Origin of the sequence: Bradyrhizobium sp. JR4.1 (assembly GCF_040548605.1) — a bacterium.
In the GTDB taxonomy this organism is placed as follows: domain Bacteria; phylum Pseudomonadota; class Alphaproteobacteria; order Rhizobiales; family Xanthobacteraceae; genus Bradyrhizobium; species Bradyrhizobium canariense.
Window position 1 is genome coordinate 153,819 of record NZ_JBEPRY010000003.1, and the last position, 21,075, is coordinate 174,893.

The following is a 21,075-nucleotide window of genomic DNA, read 5'->3' on the forward strand; positions in this document are numbered from 1 at the left end:
ATAGAATAAAGCCTGTGTCAGCGTCAGTTGCGTCCGACGGTCATGATTACGTACAAGCAGTACCATATCGAACGGCTTGAGCACGGGCCCAAGCGCTGGGTTGCTCGCATCACGCGGACAGACGGCCAGAACCTCCGCACGATTTTGCCAGCGTCTGAGCGCCCCTACCTCGATACGAAGCCGACAACGTCCGCCGAGGAAGCTGAGGCGCTTGCCAAGGAAGGCATCGACTTCGGCGGCGTGGTGTAGTCCGTCGTCGCGGTCCTGACTTTCATTCGCGAGCTCGCCGTTGGGGTCGTCCGTCTTCGCAGCGGGCTTTTATCCGAAAACTATTGTGGCTCGGCCGGCTTGTCTCGCTCATGGCTCTCGGCTTCGGCGGCCGCGCACGCATCCATGCCATGGCATTTGCTGAGATAGTACCGAGCGCCTGCGAAGATCGAGCAAACGATCACCACGGAAACCAGCAGGAAGATCATCCACCGTCGATTCAACATTTCCACGACCTTCTGCACCCTCCATCCAACGCGGCCCGTTGGCCTGACCGGCCCAACCAGGCGAGGCGAAAGCTCGACAAGCTCAAATCAGACCTTGCGCTTCGGATTCAGTCGAGCCTCACGCTCCAGCCGCTCGGACTTCAGGCGTTTGAGGTTTTCCTGAAACTCCGGAGTGGCTTGACTGTCCGCTATTGTCTGTCTCGATGCTATCGGATTGAGGGTCCTTCGATCGGCTTCGTCCGCGATTTGTTGCTCGGCCGACCGTTTGGGTTTGATCATTTGCTTTTTGCCTTGAGGCCGAGATTGACCAAGCGGGCGCCGGTCAAATCATTTTCGATTTGGCCGATCGCGTCGAACGTTCTGGAATTCCTCGGGTCCCTTGACGAGCCGCCGCTTGCGGCTGGCCTGGTCATCCGGGCTCGCTTTGTTGTCTTTGAGCTTGTCGATCGCTTTACCCGCCATTTCCCGAGCCCGCTCGGACGAGGCCTTGGCGGCAGACGTAACCGCGAGGGCGGGGGCGGGTTTGCCCAAGCCAATATCGACCAGCCGACGGATGGATTCAGAGCGAGCCGGAGTGTCTTCCTGCCCCGACGCCCATGCGTCGATCTGAGCCACAGTCACCTCCGGCCAGCGCGTGCCGATCTGGACGCCCTGACCAGTAGCGGGGCGGCCGCGATGTTTTTTGGCACGAATCTTTTTTGCTGATTTCATTTTATTTGGTACCAAAAAATCAAGCCGAGGAGAAGCGCGAACTTCCGACGACTGTGCCTGTTGTGCACCGTCACCGCGATCCCCGCGCAACATCACGATCACAGATTTGGAGTCAGGCTGCTCCCCGTAGAGGGAGCGCCAGTTGTACAGCAAAAGGTCGGGAAGCATTTGCCTGGACGAAGGCCTGCAACGCCGGCGTGATCTCGCTACTCGTGACACGCTCGGCAAGCTCATCTGCGATCTCGCTGGTGGCATCGCGAGACCGGCCCTCGATCGCGTTGAAGGCGACAATACGGACGGGATAGGCGTACTGCCCGGAGAGCAGGTCGCGGATGATGGTCTCGATGTCGGTGTCCTGCTCGTCGGTCTCGCGCCAGGAGCAGCCGGCACGCGCGCCGAAGTCTTCCAGCACCAGGTAAATCTCACGGTCGAGCCGATCCAGCGGCACAATCGACGGCGCATGACGCATGACGCAACTCCTACTCAGGGAGCAATTGCGCTGCTGGCGGATCGTTCCGGCCGTCGGCCGTGCGCCTTGGCGGGTCGGGGGCCAGCCAAGCCGTCACAGTGAGGCAAAGAAAAGAGGCCGCCCACCGGGCGGCCCTTCCCGTTAGCTCGGTGCTCTCAATCCAGGTGAGCTAATCCATTGCTGGAGCTGGAGGGCGGTTTCGCTTATGCGCGCCGCTTTCAGGAGAGTTTCGCGCTTCGCTCCGAGCGGAGCCGCCTCGGCGCGGCGGCGGGCTTCCTCCGCCAATTGAGCAAGTCGCGTTGTCAGGGGAATGGTTTGTTTTTTTCTGGTTGGCATAGGGTGGCTCCGCGTAGGGCGGGAGCACGAGCAGCTCTCAGTCACCGATAGATGCCGTGATGGGCCGGTGATCGAATGACTAGGCGCTTGTTCAGTCAGAATAGATACTGAATTCCGCACCAAAGCTGGGGGTGCGCGCGTACCATAGGCTTTCCTCATGAAAACGCCGCCCGCTTGAAATGAAGCGCAGGCGGCGGCGTTCCAGCCCCGAGAGGGATCAGCAAAATCCCGGACATTCATTGGTCTAAGCCGGCTACATAAAGGTTCACTCCACTGGCAGGAGGCGGAGTCCCGGCCTACACGGGGGAACGACAGGCCGGAGAACGCGCCGAAATCGTAAGAGCTACTGCTTTGTTTGTGATTGTTGCGTTCGGCGGCGCGATGATCGCCGCCGGCTTTATGACGTCTCCAGCATCGGCGGGCAAAATGAATGGGAAGCCTGGGGGCGGACGTAACTCGGCGCATTATGATACCCCCAGCAGTGGCACAGCGAAGCCACCGACCGCAACGAAGAAGCCTCCTCAGTGAGCCATCAAAGGGCCCGCCGGCTAAGCCTGGCGGGCCTCATACGTTGGTGCCCATTTTGGGAGGGGCGAAGTCAGGCCGCACATCGGCGCCGCGACTACCGCAGACTTGGCAGATAAACCGCCGTTCAAGATCAGAAAGCCGCAGTTCGTCGGGCCAGCGATCGGCGCTGACCGCGACGTGATGGCCGCAGTGGCACCAGACCATGACGCCGCTTAAGCCCATCTCGCGCAGCTCGCCGAAAGTGATCTTGACCGGGCGGCGACTGAAATGAGTGGCGCTATGACGGCGGAGCGAGGCATGCCCCATCAAAACGCGCCTCGATGCAGGCTGCAAATTATCGATTGGTAGGGGCGTCGGTCGGCGGCGAGCTACTGCGGGTCGTGGGTGTGGATAAGCCTCGGCGCTCGATGCGGGCTACTCCAGAGCGACGGTGTCGACTCTCAGGCAGGGGAGGCACCTGTAAGCATACACTGCCGGTAGGTTCACAATCGCAGGCAGCGTCGCGAGGTAGTCCATTCGCCCCCTGCATTTGCGGCAAATGAGGATCGGTGGGCTGCCCCGCTCCTTGCTGCGCGTCATCCGAAATGGTCCAAAAGCCGGCAGGGTAGTTCCCTTTAGACGGCTGCGCATGTCCGGTGGAGTACCGGGGACTATCGGAAATTGGACGTGTACCGTCTGGCGCAGAAGCTCGAACAGCAAAAGCTGATACGCAATGAGCGCGATGGCTGGACATTGACTGCCGGCGGCCAAAAGGAGCTAAACGCTATGAATTGGCGTGGTTCAGGCAAGAACCAACCACCGCTCCCGCCGCACGTTTCCTAAGTGCAGGTTTACCACGTTGGCGGGTTCGCGGTGCTGGAAGATCAGATGTGCGCCTTCACGACCGATTTTGAGCGCGGACGCACCGGCTATTCGCCAGATCGTGTCGACGCGCTGATTGAGCTGAGCGGGCGCAACATTGGACGCGTCCTGCCCGATGACGTTGCTCCTGTTCTCGAAAATGATCGCCGGGGACTCGGAGCTGTCTCTTCCGGGCGGCGCTTTGTTCTCGGGACGGGAGTTGATGAAAAAGCTGGTAGGCGGATTCCACGTCAAAATTGTTCGTTGGGTCGGTGCTTCGATATCGATTTCTGGTTGCAGCAGGTTGGCATACGCGAAGTTTTGTATTTGGAGAGCAGCGGTCAGCAATAGACAGACCACTCCGAAGAAAGCGATCCAAATTGCTGGAATTTTGTCGCCGCCGTACCAAGCACTGCCGGCAATCCCGCTAAGTAGGATACCCGCAAGGAGCGGCAGCCAGAACACGGCCAACTCGACGCTTCTACTCGCCGTCTAGACTAACTCCGAATCAAGGAGTCGATAGTGGCACGATGGAGGCGCACGCTGCACGTGCTCGGCAGCCCTATTTTCCTATGGCGGCAAAAGGGTCCAAGTGGCCCGGAATGCGCCCCGCATGAGCAAGGCTCCGATAAAACCGAAAATTTTAAAGCGGAGTATCTGTTGGTGAGCGCGCTGGGGCTCGAACCCAGGACCCCGTGATTAAAAGTCACGTGCTCTACCGGCTGAGCTACGCGCTCCCATGGCCGCTGATGGCTTTGAAGAGATCGCCATCGTCTTCGGTCATTTGGAAAAGCATGTCTTGCCGCCACATCGACGCAAGCGTTGCGGAAAAACCGGCTGTTTCCGGATCATGCTTTCGGCCCGCGCTGTGTAGGGGGATGGGGCGCGGACGTCAATAGCTCGGGTGGCTGCCGAAGTTGAAGGCAACAGCGGGAATTCGCTCGCCGTTTCCAATGCTTGAGCCGGGATTTTCAACCGAGATGGCGGGCCGCCATCCACGCCGAAGAACCCGCGACGTCCGCCCATGGGCCGGATGCCGCGTTCGGAGCCCCGTCAGTTCGCTTCCCGCCGGACCTCGCTCGGCACCGGCAATTGCTGCGGCGTGCCGGCGGGGGTCGGCAGCGCGACCGGGCGCAGGCCGATCAGCTCGGCGGTGCGGATCGCGCTGTCGCGCCAGAACTGGAACGAGTTGATGCGGCTGAGCTCGAGGATGGCGATGGCGACCGCAGCCAGGAACGGCAGGCTCTGCAGCACCAGCACGCCAGCGAAGATGTAGATCTCGGTGATCTGGCGATAGCTGTTGGAGGCCACCAGCACGCCGGCGCCGATCAGGAGCAGGGCGCCGATCACGGCCTCCCAGAACGCCTGGAACTCGATCGACATCCTGGACAGGCCGCCCTTGGAGGTGCGCGCGAACGCGATGTGCTCGGTGATCAGTCCCTGCGCGACGGCGCGGGACACTGTCCACTGCACGCTCATCGCGGCGATCATCGCACCCAGCATCTGGCCGGGCTTGATCGCGACGCGCGCGCGGTACATCGACAAGAAGTGCGCGAGCGAGACGATGAAGGCGCCGATGATCGGCAGCGTCAGGATCTTGTCGGGAATGGCGATGTCGGCGAAGGCGACGATCGGCACCCAGACGAGGTTGAGCAGTGCCACGACCACGCCGAGGCTCTCGGCGCCCAGCCAGTTCAGCCAACCGAGGCCATATTCGCGCTTCTGGTCGGGCGTCAGCCGGCTCCGTCCCGGCAGGAAGTTCCGCCAGTGCTTCTTGACGATCTGGAGACCGCCATAGGCCCAGCGGTGACGCTGCTTCTTGAAGGCCTCGTAGGTGTCGGGCAGCAGGCCCTGGCCGTAGCGGTGGTTGGTGTAGTGCGTGGTCCAGCCGAGCTGCTGAATCGAAAGGCCGAGGTCGCTGTCCTCGCAGATCGTGTCGGACGACCAGCCGCCGGCCATGTCCATCGCGGCGCGGCGGATCAGGCACATCGTGCCGTGCACGATGATGGCGTTGGTCTCGTTGCGCTGGACCATGCCGATGTCGAAGAAGCCGGCATATTCGCCGTTCATGATGTAGTGCATGATCGACAGATCGCCGTCGCGATGTTCCTGCGGCGCCTGCACCAGGCCGACACTGGGATCGGCGAACGCCGGCACGAGGTCCTTCAGCCAGTCGGGATCGACGACGTAGTCGGCATCGAGGATGCCGATGATCTCGGCGTCGACGGCGGTGCGGTCCATCGCGATGCGCAGCGCACCGGCCTTGAAGCCCTGCACCTTCTCGGCGTTGATGAACTTGAAGCGTTCACCGAGCGCGCGGCAATGATCCTGGATCGGCTGCCAGAAGGCAGGGTCCGGCGTGTTGTTGATGATGACGACGCATTCGTAGTTCGGATAGTTCAGCCGCGACAGCGCATCGAGCGTCTGCTTGAGCATCTCGACCGGCTCGAAATAAGCGGGGATGTGGATCGAGACTTTTGGAAAGTAATTCTCCGGTACGTTCTCGACTGGCTTGTCCTTCGCGAGCAGGCGCTGCGGCGGCCGGCCGAAGGCGACGGCGGCGATCTCGTCGATGCGCGCCATCGCGATCAGCACAAGGGGAACAAGCAGGATCATGCCGAGCGTGAGCGCGAAGGCCGAGCCGAAGATGAAATAGTGCCCGTTCCAGAACGCGAACACGGTGGCGGCCCAGGCGCCGACGCCGTTGGCGGTGGCCGACAGCAGGAACGCCTGCTTCGCCGTCGGCTGCTGCAGCCGCAGGATCGGCAGCGACAGCAGGATACCGACCAGGAGCGCCACACCCATCAGCTTCCAATAGTCGGGATTCTCCACCGGCCCGGTCCAGGCGAATTTCGGCTCGCGGCTGGCGTTGAGGATGCCCCAGTACGGACCGACGCCGCCTTCGAAGTATTTCCAGGGCTGATCGATGGCTTCGACAATGTTGTATTCCATGCCGATGGCGTCGGCGCGGCTGACGAAGTTGCGCAAGGTCAGTGCCTGCTGGAACGGACCGGGGTCGGCGTTGCGCAAATTGTAACCCGCGCTCGGCCAGCCGAACTCGGCGATCACGATGCGCTTGCCGGGGAACAGGTTGCGCAACAGATTGTAGCGGTCGACGGCCTGGTCGACCGCCTGGTCCGAGCGGAAGTTCTCCCAGTAGGGCAGCACGTGGGCGGCGATGAAGTCGACGTTGGAGCCGAGGTCGGGATTGTCGCGCCAGATGTTCCAGATTTCACCGGTCGTGACGGGCACGCGGACCGCGCCCTTGACCTTCTTGATCATCTCGATGAGGTCTTCGACCTTCTGCTCGCCGCGGTAGATCACCTCGTTGCCGACGACGACGCCGTTGACGTTGCTGTTCTTGCGGGCGAGCTCGATGGCGGCCTTGATCTCGCGCTCGTTGCGATCCTTGTCCTTGTCGATCCAGGCGCCGACGGTGACCTTGAGGCCGAACTCGGCCGCGATCGGCGGCACCAGTTCCACGCCGCCCGTGGACGAATAGAGACGGATCGCGCGCGTCATCGTCGACAGCGTCTTCAGGTCGGCGCGGATTTTCTCCACCGTCGGAATGTTGTCGATATCGGGGTGAGCCGAGCCCTCGAACGGCGCATAGGAGACGCTGGGCAGCAAGCCCTTGAAGTCGGGCGCGGGTTCCTTGTCACGCAAGACCCCCCAGAGGCCGGCGTGGAGCGCGGACACAAGCAACAGAACGGCGGCGACAACCCGCATCGCGGCTAAACCAAAAGGGGCTGAGGGGGCAGGGAAGCGGATCCGACCCCGAGATCCGACCAAGTCCGCGGCAAATGGAGCATACCTCTGCCGCGCGGTTTCACAACTGTCATCGCCTCATGACCGTATGAGGGCATGCACATTTCAAATTCGCAGCAGTGCCAATTGCCTCTATCGCCGATCGTTCCTGAACGGAGGCTGAAACAATCGCGGCTATTTCGGGGGCGCCGGTGATGGGCTTGCCGCCGGCGAGGGGCTCGCGGCCGGCTGCGGCTGCGCATTGCCCGCTGCCGGAGCGGCCGGCTGCGAGGCTGCGGCTGCCGCCTGCTGCGGCTGGGATGCCGGATTGATCCAGCAAGCGTGCACACGGCTGTCCAGGGTCTCGGCGACCTTGGGATCGATCTGGCCGCCGAAGCGGGTCAGGCAGCGGAAGGCGGCCTGGATATGGCCGCCGGGGCAGCCGAAGCGGTCGTAGAGGTCGAGATGGCGGAATGCGGTATCGAGGTCATCCCGCCACATCAACCGCACCACGCGCCGGCCGAGCCAAACGCATTCGGGGTTGCCGGCTGGGCCGCTGATGACCTGGGCTGCTTCGGCGAATTCGTCCGTGCGGCGCTGATTCTGGGCGGCATCCTTGGCCGCGTCGGCGGGCTGGGCGGCTGCCTTGCTCTGGTCGGGGGCGGGCGTGCCGCTCTGGGCGGAGGCCGCGCCGATACCCATCAGGATGACAAGGGAAGAAACGGCCAAGGTGGCGGCGAACTGCCGCAGGACCGCATTTCGTAACTCGAACACCCGTTGCCGCATGAATTCCCCAATATATCACTGACCGTCCGCGTCAGGACCTTCGCGGACGCGCCTGCGTGATGGCGTCCAAATAGGTCTCCAATGCGGCGGAAAAGTCCTCCCGAGTCCATGGCCTGAATCTGGAATTTTGTCCAGCAAAGTCACGATCCTAGGCCTCGGTCGAACGGCCGCAGGTAAATTCCTCGGGGGAGGGATGGATCCATAACGGAGTCACCCCCTTGGCAGATGGCGTGGTAGCAGGTAATCGACGGCCCTTCGCGGAGGACGGAACCGATTTCTCTTCGTACGCCACTGGCGCTTCTGCTCGTTTCACTGGGTGCGATCGCTGCCGTGTGGTGGTGGCTTGCCACGCCGATCTCGCTCGCGCGCGCCCCGATCGATCCCGCCGACAAGGTCCAGTGCGTCTCCTACGCGCCGTTCCGCGGCGAGCAGTCGCCGCTGAACGCGTGGACCCATATCGAGGCCGACCAGATCGAGCAGGACCTGCGCCAGCTCAAGGAGATCACCGACTGCGTCCGCACCTATTCGATGGAGAACGGGCTCGACCAGGTGCCGGCGATCGCGGCCCGGATCGGTGGACTGAAAGTGCTCCAGGGGATCTGGCTCTCCAGCAACCGCACCAAGAATTTCGAGCAGGCCGCGCTCGCCATTCGCCTTTCCAAGGATTTCCCCGGAACCATCACCAGCATCATCGTCGGCAACGAAGTGCTGCTCCGCGGCGAGATGACGACCGCGGACCTCGTCTCCATCATCCGCTCGGTCAAGGCGCAGGTCAGCGTGCCCGTCACCTATGCCGATGTCTGGGAGTTCTGGCTCAGGAATCGCGAGATCTATGACGCCGTCGACTTCGTCACGATCCACATCCTGCCCTATTGGGAGGACTTCCCGGTCAAGGCGAAGTTTGCCGCCTCCCATGTCGAACAGATCCGCGAGCGCATGGCGGTCGCATTTCCCGGCAAGGAGATCCTGATCGGCGAAACCGGCTGGCCGAGCGAAGGACGCATGCGCGAGGGCGCTCTGCCGTCGCGCACCAACCAGGCGCGCGTGGTCTCGGAGATCCTGAGTCTCGCGAAAGCGCAGAAATTCCGCGTCAATCTGATCGAGTCCTACGACCAGCCGTGGAAGCGCAAGCTGGAAGGCACCGTCGGCGGCTATTGGGGCCTCTATGACTCGGTGCGCCGCAGCCTGAAATACCCGCCGGGCCAGCCGATCAGCAATTTCCCTTACTGGAAATGGTACATGGGCGCCGGCATGGGCCTCTGCGTGCTGGTGTTCGCGGTCGCCGGCCTGACGTTGCGGCGCAGGCCCTGGACGCCGCGCTTCTCGGCCTGGCTCGGTGTGGCGATCTCGGCGACCTCGGCAGGCATCCTGCTCGGGATCGGCGCCGACAAGATGTACTACGAGAGCTACGGCATCGGCGGCTGGCTGCTCTGGGGCATGCTGCTCGCGGCCGGCATCCTGTCGCCGATCTTCTGCGCGCAGGCGATGGTGATCGGCCGCAGCCTCCCGACCTTCCTCGATCTGCTTGGTCCGCGCGAGGGCCGGAAATGGTCGAAACTCACCGCCGTGCTCGGCTTGACGCTGGCGGTGGCCGCGGTGATCGCGGCGCAGACCGCGCTCGGCTTCGTGTTCGACCCGCGCTACCACGACTTCCCCTACGCCTCGCTGACGATGGCGGTGGTGCCGTTCGCGCTGTTGATGCTGAACCGGCCGCAGATCGGCCAGCGTCCGATCGCGGAGTCGGTCTTCGCCGGCGTGCTGACGCTGTCGGCGGCCTATGTGCTCTTCAACGAGGGCCGCGACAATTGGCAGTCGCTGTGGACCTGCGCGATCTATCTCTTGTTCGCGCTCACGCTGTGGCGGGCGCGGGCCGAGCAAATCCAAGAATGAGCAGGCCGATCGCCAGGCCCGAGAGCACGACATTGTAGAGCACGATGCCGAGACCGGCGGCGATGATGCCGACGGTGAGCAGCACGATCGACGGCCGCATCAGGTTCAGCGTGGCCACCACCAGCGCGACGATGCCGAATACCGAATTCTTGAACAGCACGGTCGAGACCGAGCGCGCCTTGCAGATCAGGGTCTGAAGCCCGGCGTCGCAGGCAAGACCGACCTGCGAGTTTTCGATTCCGAGGTAGCGCAGATAGAGCGCATAGCCGACGGATGCGAAGCCGACGACGATCAGGAACTGCGCCTGGTAGGGCGTGAGGCGGAAGGGCTTTTTTGTCATGGCGGCAATATGGTCGGGAAGGAGAGAGGGGGCAACAGGGGAGGCGCAAGTTTCTCGCGCCCTGTGTGAGATCCTTCGCCCATTACGCTGATGAATTGCCGCGAGGTAAGCTACCTTCTGAAGAACGACGACAGCGTCGATCCCGCCGACGCCGTCTCCGGCTTCGGCTGTGCGGCCGGCGGCGCCGCAGGAGCAGGCGCGGGTTCCTCGCGCTTCGACGAGCGTTTCGAGGAATAGCTGCGGCGATGCTTGTCGGGCTTGGCGGCGGGCGCGGGCGCCGGTGCGGTTTCGGCTTGCGGCACCGAGTCCTGGTTCTTGTCGGAGTTCTTCTCCTGAACTCGATCCTGAGTCTTCTCTTGTTTTTCCTGGCCGCCGCGCATCGACAGCCGCTGGCCGTCGAACACGGTGGTCTCGCAGTGGCGGTCGTTCTCGGCGAGGCCGGCGCAGAGTTTTGCCGCAGCCGCTGCATTGATCAGAGGGCCGGCACCGAGGCGGAGCTGCATGCCGAGGCCGGTGTTGCCTTCCTTGATCATGATGATCGGCCGCAGCGCTGCGATCTCGGGATTGGATTTGGTGAGCCCGCGCCACAGCGCGCGCAGGCCATCGAGCGAGTTGGCGCCGCCGAGATCAATCGCAAAGCGCGTCTGCTGGACCGCGATCGCGGGAGCCTCGCTTTCGGCAGCCTCCGGCGGCTTGGTGGGTGCAGCGGCGACTTCGATCGGCGCGGGCGCCGGATCGGGCTTCTTCTCGGCAGCCTTCTCAGCGATCTTCTCAGTGGATTCGGGCTGAACCAGTTTCGGGGCGGCCGGATCGGGCGGCGCCATGATCGATTTGGACGGGACCAACGGAAGCATCGGCAGTGCCGAATTCGTCGCCGGCAACTGCGCGACCAGCGAGGCCGCCGCTGCGCTCTGCGGCGGCGGGCTCGACGGCTCCCTTGCGGCCTCGGTGCGCGGCTTGTCGTTGGCCGGAGCTGGTGTCGAGACGACCGGCGCGATGCCGGGCGCCGGCGGTCCGATCAAAGCTGGTGCTTCCTGAGGTTTCGCAACGGACGCCTGCGGCGTCGTCTGCTTGGCGATGGCGCCGGTGACGGAATCGAGCCCTTGCTCCAGCACGGTGACGCGCGAATAGAGCCGGTCGCGATCGGTGTTCAGCGTCTCGATGGCGGAGGCGAGCCGGCGGGCCTCGTTCTGGCTCTCCTTGGTCAGGATCTGGAGCCGGTCGGCCTGGCGCGCGAGATCGGCGGACGCAACCTGGTCGCGCCGCCAGCCGAGCTGGGCCTGGTTGGCGAATACGGCAATCACCACGGCGCCGACGGCCGCCACGCCCCATGAGCCCAGCCGCCACATCATGCCGCGATCGAACGAACTCTCCTCGGCCACAAGTCCGGAGAACAGCCCGCCGGTCTCCTTGGCGCCGAAGGCATCCGCCAGTGGGTCGGAATCCTTTGCCATGAACGTTAAGTGCCCAACCCCTGTCCGGCTTCCCCGAATCAATCAGGGAACATTAACAGGAAAAGCGTGTCGCACTTGAACTCCGGGCGTTTGCGGGGGTAGCAAGGCGATAGCTCATGAGGGCGGCCGTTGCCGCTGGCGCCGATTGATTCGGCCGGATTGACAGGATTTCGATGACCGCGCGTTCCAGCCTCACGATCGTGCTCGCCGCCGGCGAAGGCACGCGTATGCGCTCACACCTGCCGAAAGTGCTGCATCCGGTCGCGCACCAGAGCCTGCTCGCCCACGTGCTCGCCGCGGCGCCCAGGGGAACCGGCACCTCGCTCGCGGTCGTGATCGGACCCGACCATCAGGCGGTGGCGGACGAAGCAAAGCGCATCCGCCCCGACGCGCTCACCTTCGTGCAACATGAACGGCTCGGCACCGCACATGCGGTGCTGGCGGCGCGCGATGCCATTGCGCGGGGCGTGGATGATTTGCTGATTGCGTTCGGCGACACGCCGCTGATCTCGGCCGAGACCTTTGCGCGGCTGCGCGCGCCGCTGGCCAAAGGCGCGGCGATTGCGGCGCTCGGCTTCCGCGCCGCCGATCCCACCGGCTATGGCCGCTTCATCGTCGAGGGCGACCGCCTGGTCGCGATCCGCGAGCAGGCCGATGCCAGCGCCGAGGAGCGCAGGATCGACCTCTGCAATGCCGGGGTCATGGCGATCGACGGCCGCCGCGCGCTCGCCATCCTCGACAAGATCGGCAATGCGAATTCCAAGGGCGAATATTATCTGACCGACGCGGTCGGCATTGTCAGCGAACAAGGATGGGATGCCGTGGTGATCGAAACCAGCGAGGACGAGGTGCGCGGCATCAACACCAAGGCGCAGCTCGCCGAGGCCGAAAGCGTGATGCAGGCGCGGCTGCGCAAGGCAGCGATGGAGGCCGGCGTCACGCTGATCGCGCCCGAAACCGTCTACCTCGCCGCGGATACCGTGTTCGGCAAGGACGTGACGATCGAACCCTTCGTGGTGATCGGGCCCGGCGTTTCGATCGGCGACGGCACGGTGGTCCATTCCTTCTCGCACATCGTCGAGACCACGCTCGGCAAGAAGGTCTCCATCGGCCCCTATGCGCGGCTGCGGCCCGGCACCTCGCTCGGCGACGGCGCGCGCATCGGCAATTTCGTGGAGACCAAGGCCGCGACGCTGGAGGCCGGCGTCAAGGTCAACCATCTCTCCTACATCGGGGACGCCACCATCGGCGCCAATTCCAACATCGGCGCCGGCACCATCACCTGCAACTACGACGGCTTCAAGAAGCACAAGACGATCATCGGGCAGGGCGCCTTCGTCGGCACCAACTCCTCGCTGGTCGCGCCGGTGACCATCGGCAACGGCGCCTATATCGGCTCGGGCTCGGTGATCACGCGCGACGTGCCTGATGACGCCATGGCGCTGGAGCGCAGTCCGCAGACCATCCGCGAAGGTGGTGCGGCGCGCTATCGCGAGATGAAGACGGGTGGCAAGAAGCTTGAAAAGAAGCCGGCGAAATGAGCGCCGCTATTCGTCGTCGGCGAATTCCGAGAAGATCGCGCGCGTCAGGCGCCAGCCGCGCGGCTTGGCACGCTTTGCCGGCTCGCCGGCGACGTGCTTGATGTTGACGGGCTTGCTTTCCTTGCCGCGCTGGGGCGGCGGCCAATGCGCAAGGTGCGTGCCGGTGGTCTCGCTGGCGCGCACCGACATCGATGACAGACTTTTGCGGTCGGATGAGCCTTTCATGGCCTGTCTCCCTGGTACGCAAGGGTTGGCCAAATTCGTTGACAACTAGTTAACGCGCGCGGTTTAAGGCCCAGCCAGTTCGACGCAGGCGAGGCTCGTTGCCGTCGGTGCTGTCTCAATCAGCAATAATTATTGAGTATCTGGTTCCTTAGGAACTTCGCTAAAAACCGAGCGCGTCGTTTAGGCGATTTTTCGACGATTTGGGGGATATTGATCCGCATGTGCGGGATTGTCGGCATTCTCGGGCGCGAGCCGGTTGCAGAGCAATTGGTGGATTCGCTCAAACGTCTTGAATATCGCGGCTATGATTCCGCAGGCGTCGCCACGCTCGAAGGCAAGCATCTCGAGCGCCGCCGCGCCGAGGGCAAGCTGAAGAATCTGGAGAAGCGGCTGGAAGCCGAGCCGCTCAAGGGCACGACCGGAATCGGTCACACCCGCTGGGCCACCCACGGCAAGCCGACCGTCAACAATGCCCATCCGCATGCGACCGAGCGTGTCGCCGTCGTTCACAACGGCATCATCGAGAACTTCCGCGAGCTGCGCGAGGAGCTCGAGACGAAAGGCACGGTGTTCCACACCCAGACCGACACCGAGATCGTGCTGCATCTCGTCGACGATCTGCTCACGCGCGGCAACAAGCCCGTGGAAGCTGTGAAATTGACATTGGCGCGGCTGCGCGGCGCGTTCGCGCTCGGCTTCATCTTCGCCGGCGAGGACGATCTCATGATCGGCGCCCGCAATGGTCCGCCGCTGGCGATCGGCTATGGTGACGGCGAGATGTATCTCGGCTCCGATGCCATCGCGCTTGGGCCGTTCACCGACACGATCAGCTATCTCGAGGACGGCGACTGGGTCGTGCTGACCCATACGAGCGCTGCGATCTTCGACAAGGACGGCCACGCCGTCCAGCGCGAGAAGACCAAGCACGCCGCCTCGACCTCGCTGGTCGACAAGGCCAATTACCGCCACTTCATGGCCAAGGAGATCCACGAGCAGCCGGAAGTGGTCGGCCACACGCTGGCACGCTATGTCGACATGGCGACCGAGCGGGTCTCCCTGCCGGTCAAGCTGCCGTTCGACTTCAAGAATATCCAGCGCATCAACATCACCGCTTGCGGCACCGCGAGCTACGCCGGCTTCGTTGCAAAATACTGGTTCGAGCGTTTCGCGCGCGTGCCGGTCGAAGTCGATGTCGCCTCCGAATTCCGCTACCGCGAGGCGCCGTTGCGCAAGGGAGATCTCGCCATCTTCATTTCGCAGTCGGGCGAGACCGCCGACACCCTGGCCGCGCTGCGCTACGCCAAGGCCGAAGGCGTGCACACGGTGGCCGTCGTCAACGTGCCGACCTCGACGATCGCGCGCGAGAGCGAAACCGTGCTGCCAACGCTGGCCGGCCCCGAGATCGGCGTCGCCTCGACCAAGGCCTTCACCTGCCAGCTCATGGTGCTGGCAAATCTTGCGATCGCGGCCGGCAAGGCCCGCGGCGAACTGTCCGACGAGGACGAGACCAAGCTCGTCCACGGGCTCGTCGAGGTCCCGCGTTTGATGTCGGATGCGCTCACCACCGAGCTCCAGATCGAGAAGCTCGCGCGCGAGATCGCGAAATCGCGTGACGTGCTCTATCTCGGTCGCGGCACCAGCTTCCCGCTCGCCCTCGAAGGCGCGCTGAAGCTGAAGGAGATCTCCTACATCCACGCCGAGGGCTATGCCGCCGGCGAGCTCAAGCACGGTCCGATCGCGTTGATCGACGAGACCATGCCGGTCGTGGTCATCGCGCCCTACGACCGGGTGTTCGAAAAGACCGTTTCCAACATGCAGGAGGTCGCCGCTCGCGGCGGCAAGATCATCCTGATGACCGACGCCAAAGGCGCGGCGGAGGCGACCGTCGAGTCCCTCGTCACCATCGTCATGCCTGACATGGCGGCGGCCTTCACGCCGATGGTCTATGCCGTCCCGGTGCAGCTGCTCGCCTATCATACGGCGGTGATCATGGGGACCGACGTCGACCAGCCGCGCAATCTCGCGAAATCCGTGACCGTGGAATAGGCAGAGGGGTCGGGCCGGAACGCTTCGTGGTCTTCCAAAACCTGCTAGAAGATCCTAGCTTGAACGAAGCGACCGACCTGGAACCCGAATGAACCCCCGTGACGACGCGCCAGCGCCTCTTGATCCCGTGCCGGAGCCGCATACCGGCCTGATAGGCCGCTTTCGCAATTACTTCCTCACCGGTCTCGTCGTGACAGGACCGGTTGCGATCACCTTTTATCTGGTTTGGTGGTTCGTCACCTGGGTTGATGGCGTGGTGCGGCCGTTCGTGCCGCTGGCCTATCGGCCTGAAACCTACATGCCGTACGTCATCCCCGGCTGGGGACTGATTGTCGCATTCTTCACGTTGACGCTGGTCGGCTTCCTCGCGGCCAATTTGATCGGCCGGACGCTGGTCGATGTCGGCGAGACCTTCCTCGGCCGCATCCCGGCGGTGCGCGCCATCTACCGCGGCCTGAAGCAGGTGTTCGAGACCCTGTTCTCGGGCAAGGGCTCGAGCTTCCGCAAAGTCGGCCTGGTCGAGTTTCCCTCGCCGGGCATGTGGTCGATCGTGCTGATCTCGCAATCGCCGAACGAGGACGTCTCCCGCAGCCTGCCGGGTCAGGAGGAGCACGTCTCGGTGTTCCTGCCGTGTTCGCCGAACCCGACGACCGGCTTCTTCTTCTACGTGCCCAAGAGCAAGATCGTCGAGGTCGACATGAGCACGGAGGACGCTGCCACCCTGATCATGTCGGCCGGCGTCGTGCAGCCGGGCTCGGCGCCCGATTCGAAGAAGGCGGCGGCGCTGGCGGGCATGGCGAATGCCGCGCGTATTGCCAACGCCTCGGCGCTCCAGCCTGCGAAGGTGGAGTAGGGCCATTCCTCTGCGGGATGGCCGCCGTTCACGCGGGCGTCACGTCCTCTGCTAGTCTCCGGTTGAACCGAGCGCGTTGCTCGGAGTTCGATCTGGAGTGCAAGATGTCCAAAACCATTGCGATCCTCGCGCCCGGAGCCATGGGCAGTGCCGTGGCCCGCAGTCTCGGCGAGCACGGTGCGCGCGTGCTGACGTCGTTGAATGGGCGGAGCGAGGCGACGCGCAAACGCGCGGCGGATGCCGGCATGATCGGCGCCGAGGACGACGCGATCGCAGACGCCGACATCATCCTCTCGATCGTGCCGCCGGGCGAAGCCGTGGCGCTCGCCGAGCGGCTGGCCGGGCTGATCGTTCGGCGCGAGAAGAAGCCGGTCGTGGTCGATTGCAATGCCGTCAACGTCGATACCGTGATGAGGATCGAGGAGATCATCGGCTCGGCACAGGCGCCGTTCGTCGATGCCGGCATCATCGGGTTCCCGCCCCAGCCCGGCGGCAAGGGCCCGGCCTTCTACATGTCCGGCGAGCACGCCAAGGACGTTGCCGTGCTGAAGGATTTCGGGCTCGACGTGCGGATCGTCGAAGGGCCGGTCGGTGCCGCGTCCGCGCTCAAAATGTCCTACGCCGGTATCGTCAAGGGCCTGGCCGGCATCGGCTCGGCGATGGTGGTCGCGGCAACGAAAGCGGGCGCGGCCGACGCGCTGCGCGACGAGCTCGCACGCAGCCAGCCCGCGGTTCTGGCCCGGCTCGAAGTCGCGCTGCTGGACATGATCCCGAAGGCCTATCGCTGGGTTGCGGAGATGCGGGAGATTTCCGGATTCCTCGGACCCAATCATCCGGCCAGCCAGGTTTACGAAGGCTTTGCGCGCTGGTTCGAGCATCTCGCCGAGGACGCGAAAGGCGAGGCGGCGGATACCGACCTGATGAAGGCCTTCGCCGCGGGTATCGCGCAGAAGAAATCCTGATCGTCCGGTCTTACGCCACGGTCATCGATCATGTGCCGTGCACCGACTCCAGAAAACCCTGGATGTCCCGATCGCGTCTCAAGCGCACGACCGGGACGTCAGCGCCAAACTGCACGCGCTCGGCCTCGATGACAGGCGCGCGCTCGGTGTCGTAGCGCCACGCCTCCCGCATCAATTTCCAGTCGAACTGTTCGGGACACCCCTCCGGGAGGTCGGGCCGGGTCCTGTCGCGATCGAACGCGGAGCGCAGGAGAATGCGCCACTGGCAAAGCCAGCGCGGGCGGTCGATGACGACCAGAGTGTCGGCGCGCGCAAGCGTGAGATCGAAGGCAAGTCCCGAGAAGCTGCCGTCGACGACCCATGCGTTACCCGCGATCGCATCAGTGACGCGCGCCCGGAAGCTCGGTTTGTCCGATGGCTTCCAGCCCGGCCGCCAGTAGAGCACGTCGAGATGCACCACGGGCAGCCCCAGCTTTTGCCCGAGATTCCGGGAGAGGCTCGTCTTTCCGCTACCCTGACAGCCTACGACGATGATCCGGCGCATGATGGGAAGATTTCACAAAGCCAGCCGCGACGAAAGGGGACGCTTAAGAGCCGGGCTTATCCGCATCGTCATTGCGAGCGGAGCGAAGCAATCCAGAGTCCCTCAATGGAAAGATCCTGGATTGCTTCCGCCTTCGCTAAAGCTTCGGCGGACAAGTCGCTGCGCTCGCAATGACGGGGAGGAGACGGCGCGTGGCCCATCTGTTATTCTTTGTGCGGAAGCGGTCACTCCGCATTGGGAGTTCGAATGAGAGTACTTGTGATCGGCGCGGGAGCGCTTGGAGGCTATTACGGAGCGCGCCTGGTCCGAGCCGGCGGCGACGTGACCTTTCTGGTGCGGGCCGGGCGTGCGGAGCAATTGCGGCGGAATGGATTGCAGGTCGTGAGCCCGCATGGCGACTTCGCCGTGCAGCCGAAGGTCATCCTGGCCAACGATCTCAAGGAAACGTTCGACGTCGTGCTCGTCGGGGTGAAATCCTACTCGCTCGACGATGCGATGGTCCAGTTTGCCCCGGCGGTCGGCGCCAACACGATGATTTTGCCGATCCTCAACGGCTTGAAACATGTCGACGCCCTGACTGCGCGGTTCGGTGCGAGGTGCGTCCTCGGCGGGCTCGCGAATGTCAGTGCCGGGCTCGATGCGGATGGCCGTGTCGTTCAGTTCATGGCCAATCAGACGATTGTCTTCGGGGAGATCGAGGGTTCGCTGAGCGAGCGTGTGCTTGCCCTGGAGACGCTGCTGCACGTGCCCGGTATCGACGTGCGCGCCAGCGAAGCGATCATGCAGGACATGTGGGAGAAATTCGTCCAGCTCAGCACGCTAGCCGGCATCACCTGCCTGATGCGTGCAAGCATCGGAGACATTCTGTCCGTGCCGAACGGCGAGCAATCCATTTTCCGCCTGTTTGCGGAATGCTGTGCCGTCGCGACCGCCTCGGGTTTTGAGCCGCGAGCGCCTTTCATCGAGTTTGACCGGAAGCTGTTCACGACCCCGGACTCCCCGCTCAAGGCCTCGATGCTGCGTGATATCGAGCGCGGTTCGATCACCGAGGCGGAGCACATCCTCGGCGATATGGCCAACCGGGCCCGTGCACTCGGCGTCGACACGCCGCTGCTGGATTTGGCCCGCGCGCATGTGGCGGCCTATGAGATCGGGCGCCAGAGAGCGGCCAGCTAACCCGCCCCGATCAGCGGGATCGCTTCATCCCGCTCATACAGATACAGCAGGCATCGCAGTGCCTCGCCGCGCTCGCCCTTGAGTTTCGGATCGTCCTTCAGGATGCGCAGCGCCTCGTCGCGGGCCTGCGTGATGAGCTGGCCGTGCACCTCCGACCGGGCGATGCGGTAGCCGGGCAGGCCGCTCTGGCGCACGCCGAGCACATCGCCTTCGCCGCGCAGCTTCAGATCTTCCTCGGCGATGCGAAAACCGTCGGTGGTCTCGCGGATCACCTTCAGTCGCGCCTTCGACATTTCGCCGAGCGGCTCGGAGTAGAGCAGCAGACAGGTCGAGGCCTCCGAGCCGCGCCCGATGCGGCCGCGCAATTGATGAAGCTGGGCGAGGCCAAAGCGTTCGGCGTTCTCGATCACCATGATGGTCGCCGCCGGCACGTCGACACCGACCTCGACCACGGTGGTCGCGACCAGCAGCCCGATCTCGTGGGCGGCGAACTGGCCCATGACGCGGTCCTTCTCGGTGCCCTTCATCTGGCCGTGGACAAGGCCGACGCGGTCGCCGAAACGCTTCTGCAGGCTTTCGAAGCGCTTGGTCGCATTGGTCAGGTGCTCGGTGCCCTCGGCCTCGGATTCCTCGACCAGCGGGCAGATCCAGTAGACCAGCTTGCCGGATTCGAGCGCACGGCCGATGCTGTCGGTGACCTCGCCGAGGCGGCTCATCGAGATGGTGCGGGTTTCGATCGGCTGGCGGCCGGCCGGCTTCTCCCTGAGCTCGCTGATGTCCATGTCGCCGAAATAGGTCAGCACCAGCGTGCGCGGGATCGGCGTGGCGCTCAGCACCAGCACGTCGACGGCCTCGCCCTTTGAGGTCAGCGCCAGCCGCTCGCGCACGCCAAAACGATGCTGCTCGTCGACGACCGCGAGGGCGAGATCGCGAAAGATCACGTCGTCCTGGATCAACGCATGGGTGCCGACGAGCAGGTCGATCTCGCCGGCTTCGAGCTGTGCCAAGAGTTCCCGCCGCTCCTTGCCTTTTTCGCGGCCGGTGAGGATCGCGACCCGCATGCCCGCACGCTCGGCGAGCGGCGCGATGGTCTTGATGTGCTGGCGCGCCAGAATTTCGGTCGGCGCCATTAGCGCCGCCTGCTTGCCGACCTCGGTGACGGCAGCGGCGGCGAGCAGCGCGACCACGGTCTTGCCGGAGCCGACGTCGCCCTGGAGCAGGCGCAGCATGCGCACCGGCTGTTGCAGATCGCTCGCGATGGCGGCTGCCGCGTCGCGCTGGGAGGATGTCAGCGCATAGGGCAGGGCGTCGATGATCTTGTTGCGGAGGTGCCCGTCGCCGGCGTTGCGCACGCCGGCCGGGCGGCGCAATTGGGCGCGAATCAGGGCAAGGGCGAGTTGCCCGGCCAGGAGTTCGTCGAACGCGAGACGGGACCAGAACGGCTGGTCGGGCAGAATGTCGGTGAGCTCAACCGGCTGGTGCACGCGGGTGAGCGCCTCGGCGATCGGCGGGAAGCCGCAGCGGCGCAGCACCTCCGGGCTGATCCATTCCGGCAGCGCCGGTAGCTTCTGCAGCGCCTGGGCGACCGCGCGGCGGAGTGAGCCGAGTGCAAGGCCCTCGGTCAAGGGATAGACGGGATCGATGCCGGAGAGTTTGGAAATCGCCTCCTCGTCCAGCACCCGGTCGGGATGCACGATCTGCGGGATGCCGTCGTACATCTGGAGCGTGCCGGAGACGAAGCGCTTCTCGCCGATCGGCAGCAGCTTCTCGACATAGCCGGGCTTTGCGCGGAAGAACGTCAGCACGACGTCGCCGGTATCGTCGCTGGCGTAGACGAGGTAGGGCGCGCGCGCATTGCGCGGCGGTGGCGGGCGGTGGCGATCGACGGTGACCTCCAGCGTCACCATAGTTCCCTGCACGGCGTCGCGGATCTTCGGCCGCGCCCGGCGGTCGATGACCTGGCTCGGCAAATGCAGCAACAGATCGACCAGCCGCGGTGTCTCATTGCGGCTGAGCAGATATTGCAGCAGCTTGTCCTGCTTCGGACCGACGCCGGGCAGGCTGGTCACGGGGGCAAACAGCGGATTGAGCAGGCTGGGGCGCATCAGGCGAACCTAGGATCGTTTTCGCTCG

21 protein-coding genes and 1 tRNA gene are annotated in these 21,075 nt (G+C 64.2%); 8 read left to right on the forward strand and 14 right to left on the reverse strand.

The features are described from left to right. Positions 1 to 42 precede the first annotated feature (42 nt). A complete protein-coding gene (locus tag ABIB90_RS09225) occupies positions 43 to 249 on the forward strand; it encodes a hypothetical protein (protein ID WP_007590800.1) in 207 nt (68 codons plus the stop codon). Positions 250 to 329: 80 nt separating this feature from the next. Here the strand turns inward: ABIB90_RS09225 and ABIB90_RS09230 are convergent, their stop codons facing one another. From ABIB90_RS09230 to ABIB90_RS09260, 7 genes are all read right to left on the reverse strand, one after another. Next, the gene (locus ABIB90_RS09230) at positions 330 to 512 is read right to left on the reverse strand and encodes a hypothetical protein (protein ID WP_157158529.1); all 183 of its coding nucleotides are present in this window, start codon (positions 510 to 512) and stop codon (positions 330 to 332) included. 69 nt (positions 513 to 581) lie between these two features. Then, a complete protein-coding gene (locus ABIB90_RS09235; protein WP_007590801.1) occupies positions 582 to 773 on the reverse strand; it encodes a hypothetical protein in 192 nt (63 codons plus the stop codon). A 48-nt stretch (positions 774 to 821) separates the two neighbouring features. Then, positions 822 to 1,373 carry a hypothetical protein gene (locus tag ABIB90_RS09240; RefSeq protein WP_354200659.1) on the reverse strand — a complete coding sequence of 184 codons (552 nt, stop codon included), beginning with the start codon at positions 1,371 to 1,373 and terminating at the stop codon, positions 822 to 824. Continuing rightward, positions 1,318 to 1,674 (reverse strand): hypothetical protein, encoded by a 357-nt coding sequence (locus ABIB90_RS09245; RefSeq protein WP_354160856.1) that lies wholly within the window; start codon positions 1,672 to 1,674, stop codon positions 1,318 to 1,320. The genes ABIB90_RS09240 and ABIB90_RS09245 overlap by 56 nt, the downstream gene beginning before the upstream one ends. Before the next feature lie 900 nt (positions 1,675 to 2,574). Beyond that, complete coding sequence (locus tag ABIB90_RS09250; RefSeq protein WP_007590810.1) at positions 2,575 to 2,844, reverse strand: hypothetical protein; 270 nt, start codon at positions 2,842 to 2,844, stop codon at positions 2,575 to 2,577. 474 nt (positions 2,845 to 3,318) lie between these two features. Beyond that, the gene (locus ABIB90_RS09255; protein WP_354160854.1) at positions 3,319 to 3,849 is read right to left on the reverse strand and encodes a hypothetical protein; all 531 of its coding nucleotides are present in this window, start codon (positions 3,847 to 3,849) and stop codon (positions 3,319 to 3,321) included. A gap of 190 nt (positions 3,850 to 4,039) precedes the next feature. Further along, positions 4,040 to 4,115: transfer RNA gene (locus ABIB90_RS09260), tRNA-Lys, on the reverse strand. Positions 4,116 to 4,117: 2 nt separating this feature from the next. Between ABIB90_RS09260 and ABIB90_RS09265 the strand changes: the two genes are divergently transcribed. After that, the gene (locus ABIB90_RS09265) at positions 4,118 to 4,252 is read left to right on the forward strand and encodes a hypothetical protein (protein ID WP_256375789.1); all 135 of its coding nucleotides are present in this window, start codon (positions 4,118 to 4,120) and stop codon (positions 4,250 to 4,252) included. A gap of 179 nt (positions 4,253 to 4,431) precedes the next feature. Here ABIB90_RS09265 and ABIB90_RS09270 read toward each other — a convergent pair whose 3' ends face one another. Together ABIB90_RS09270 and ABIB90_RS09275 are read right to left on the reverse strand one after the other, a co-directional pair. Next, positions 4,432 to 7,107 (reverse strand): glycosyltransferase, encoded by a 2,676-nt coding sequence (locus ABIB90_RS09270; protein ID WP_354160852.1) that lies wholly within the window; start codon positions 7,105 to 7,107, stop codon positions 4,432 to 4,434. Positions 7,108 to 7,320: 213 nt separating this feature from the next. Continuing rightward, entirely contained in the window at positions 7,321 to 7,911 is a 591-nt protein-coding gene (locus ABIB90_RS09275; protein WP_247289897.1) for a beta-1-3, beta-1-6-glucan biosynthesis protein, read from the reverse strand. A gap of 330 nt (positions 7,912 to 8,241) precedes the next feature. Between ABIB90_RS09275 and ABIB90_RS09280 the strand changes: the two genes are divergently transcribed. Then, positions 8,242 to 9,801, forward strand: a complete 1,560-nt coding sequence (locus ABIB90_RS09280; RefSeq protein WP_354160850.1) for a glycoside hydrolase family 17 protein — start codon at positions 8,242 to 8,244, stop codon at positions 9,799 to 9,801. Here the strand turns inward: ABIB90_RS09280 and ABIB90_RS09285 are convergent. Together ABIB90_RS09285 and ABIB90_RS09290 are read right to left on the reverse strand one after the other, a co-directional pair. After that, on the reverse strand, positions 9,761 to 10,141 hold the full coding sequence (locus tag ABIB90_RS09285) for a hypothetical protein (RefSeq protein ID WP_354160848.1): 381 nt from the start codon (positions 10,139 to 10,141) through the stop codon (positions 9,761 to 9,763). The two genes, ABIB90_RS09280 and ABIB90_RS09285, sit on opposite strands and share 41 nt — an antisense overlap. Before the next feature lie 110 nt (positions 10,142 to 10,251). Continuing rightward, entirely contained in the window at positions 10,252 to 11,595 is a 1,344-nt protein-coding gene (locus ABIB90_RS09290; protein ID WP_354160846.1) for a hypothetical protein, read from the reverse strand. Positions 11,596 to 11,768: 173 nt separating this feature from the next. On the opposite strand from ABIB90_RS09290, the gene glmU reads away from it, so the two are divergent. After that, entirely contained in the window at positions 11,769 to 13,136 is a 1,368-nt protein-coding gene (glmU, locus tag ABIB90_RS09295) for a bifunctional UDP-N-acetylglucosamine diphosphorylase/glucosamine-1-phosphate N-acetyltransferase GlmU (RefSeq protein WP_354160844.1), read from the forward strand. 6 nt (positions 13,137 to 13,142) lie between these two features. Here glmU and ABIB90_RS09300 read toward each other — a convergent pair whose 3' ends face one another. Continuing rightward, positions 13,143 to 13,361 (reverse strand): hypothetical protein, encoded by a 219-nt coding sequence (locus tag ABIB90_RS09300; RefSeq protein WP_354160842.1) that lies wholly within the window; start codon positions 13,359 to 13,361, stop codon positions 13,143 to 13,145. Between the two features lie 219 nt (positions 13,362 to 13,580). Here ABIB90_RS09300 and glmS point away from each other — a divergent pair, with 219 nt between their 5' ends. The 3 genes from glmS to ABIB90_RS09315 all read left to right on the forward strand — a co-directional run bounded on the left by glmS (position 13,581) and on the right by ABIB90_RS09315 (position 17,222). After that, the gene (glmS, locus tag ABIB90_RS09305; RefSeq protein ID WP_007590830.1) at positions 13,581 to 15,407 is read left to right on the forward strand and encodes a glutamine--fructose-6-phosphate transaminase (isomerizing); all 1,827 of its coding nucleotides are present in this window, start codon (positions 13,581 to 13,583) and stop codon (positions 15,405 to 15,407) included. A gap of 88 nt (positions 15,408 to 15,495) precedes the next feature. After that, positions 15,496 to 16,260 (forward strand): DUF502 domain-containing protein, encoded by a 765-nt coding sequence (locus tag ABIB90_RS09310; protein WP_354160840.1) that lies wholly within the window; start codon positions 15,496 to 15,498, stop codon positions 16,258 to 16,260. Positions 16,261 to 16,364: 104 nt separating this feature from the next. Next, a complete protein-coding gene (locus tag ABIB90_RS09315) occupies positions 16,365 to 17,222 on the forward strand; it encodes an NAD(P)-dependent oxidoreductase (protein ID WP_354160838.1) in 858 nt (285 codons plus the stop codon). A gap of 28 nt (positions 17,223 to 17,250) precedes the next feature. On the opposite strand, the gene ABIB90_RS09320 is transcribed toward ABIB90_RS09315, so the two are convergent. Beyond that, the gene (locus ABIB90_RS09320) at positions 17,251 to 17,766 is read right to left on the reverse strand and encodes a P-loop NTPase family protein (RefSeq protein WP_354160836.1); all 516 of its coding nucleotides are present in this window, start codon (positions 17,764 to 17,766) and stop codon (positions 17,251 to 17,253) included. A 246-nt stretch (positions 17,767 to 18,012) separates the two neighbouring features. Here ABIB90_RS09320 and panE point away from each other — a divergent pair, with 246 nt between their 5' ends. Beyond that, a complete protein-coding gene (gene panE, locus ABIB90_RS09325) occupies positions 18,013 to 18,942 on the forward strand; it encodes a 2-dehydropantoate 2-reductase (protein WP_354160834.1) in 930 nt (309 codons plus the stop codon). Here panE and recG read toward each other — a convergent pair. Further along, the gene (recG, locus tag ABIB90_RS09330) at positions 18,939 to 21,047 is read right to left on the reverse strand and encodes an ATP-dependent DNA helicase RecG (RefSeq protein WP_354160832.1); all 2,109 of its coding nucleotides are present in this window, start codon (positions 21,045 to 21,047) and stop codon (positions 18,939 to 18,941) included. The genes panE and recG overlap by 4 nt on opposite strands. Between the last annotated feature and the right edge of the window lie 28 nt (positions 21,048 to 21,075).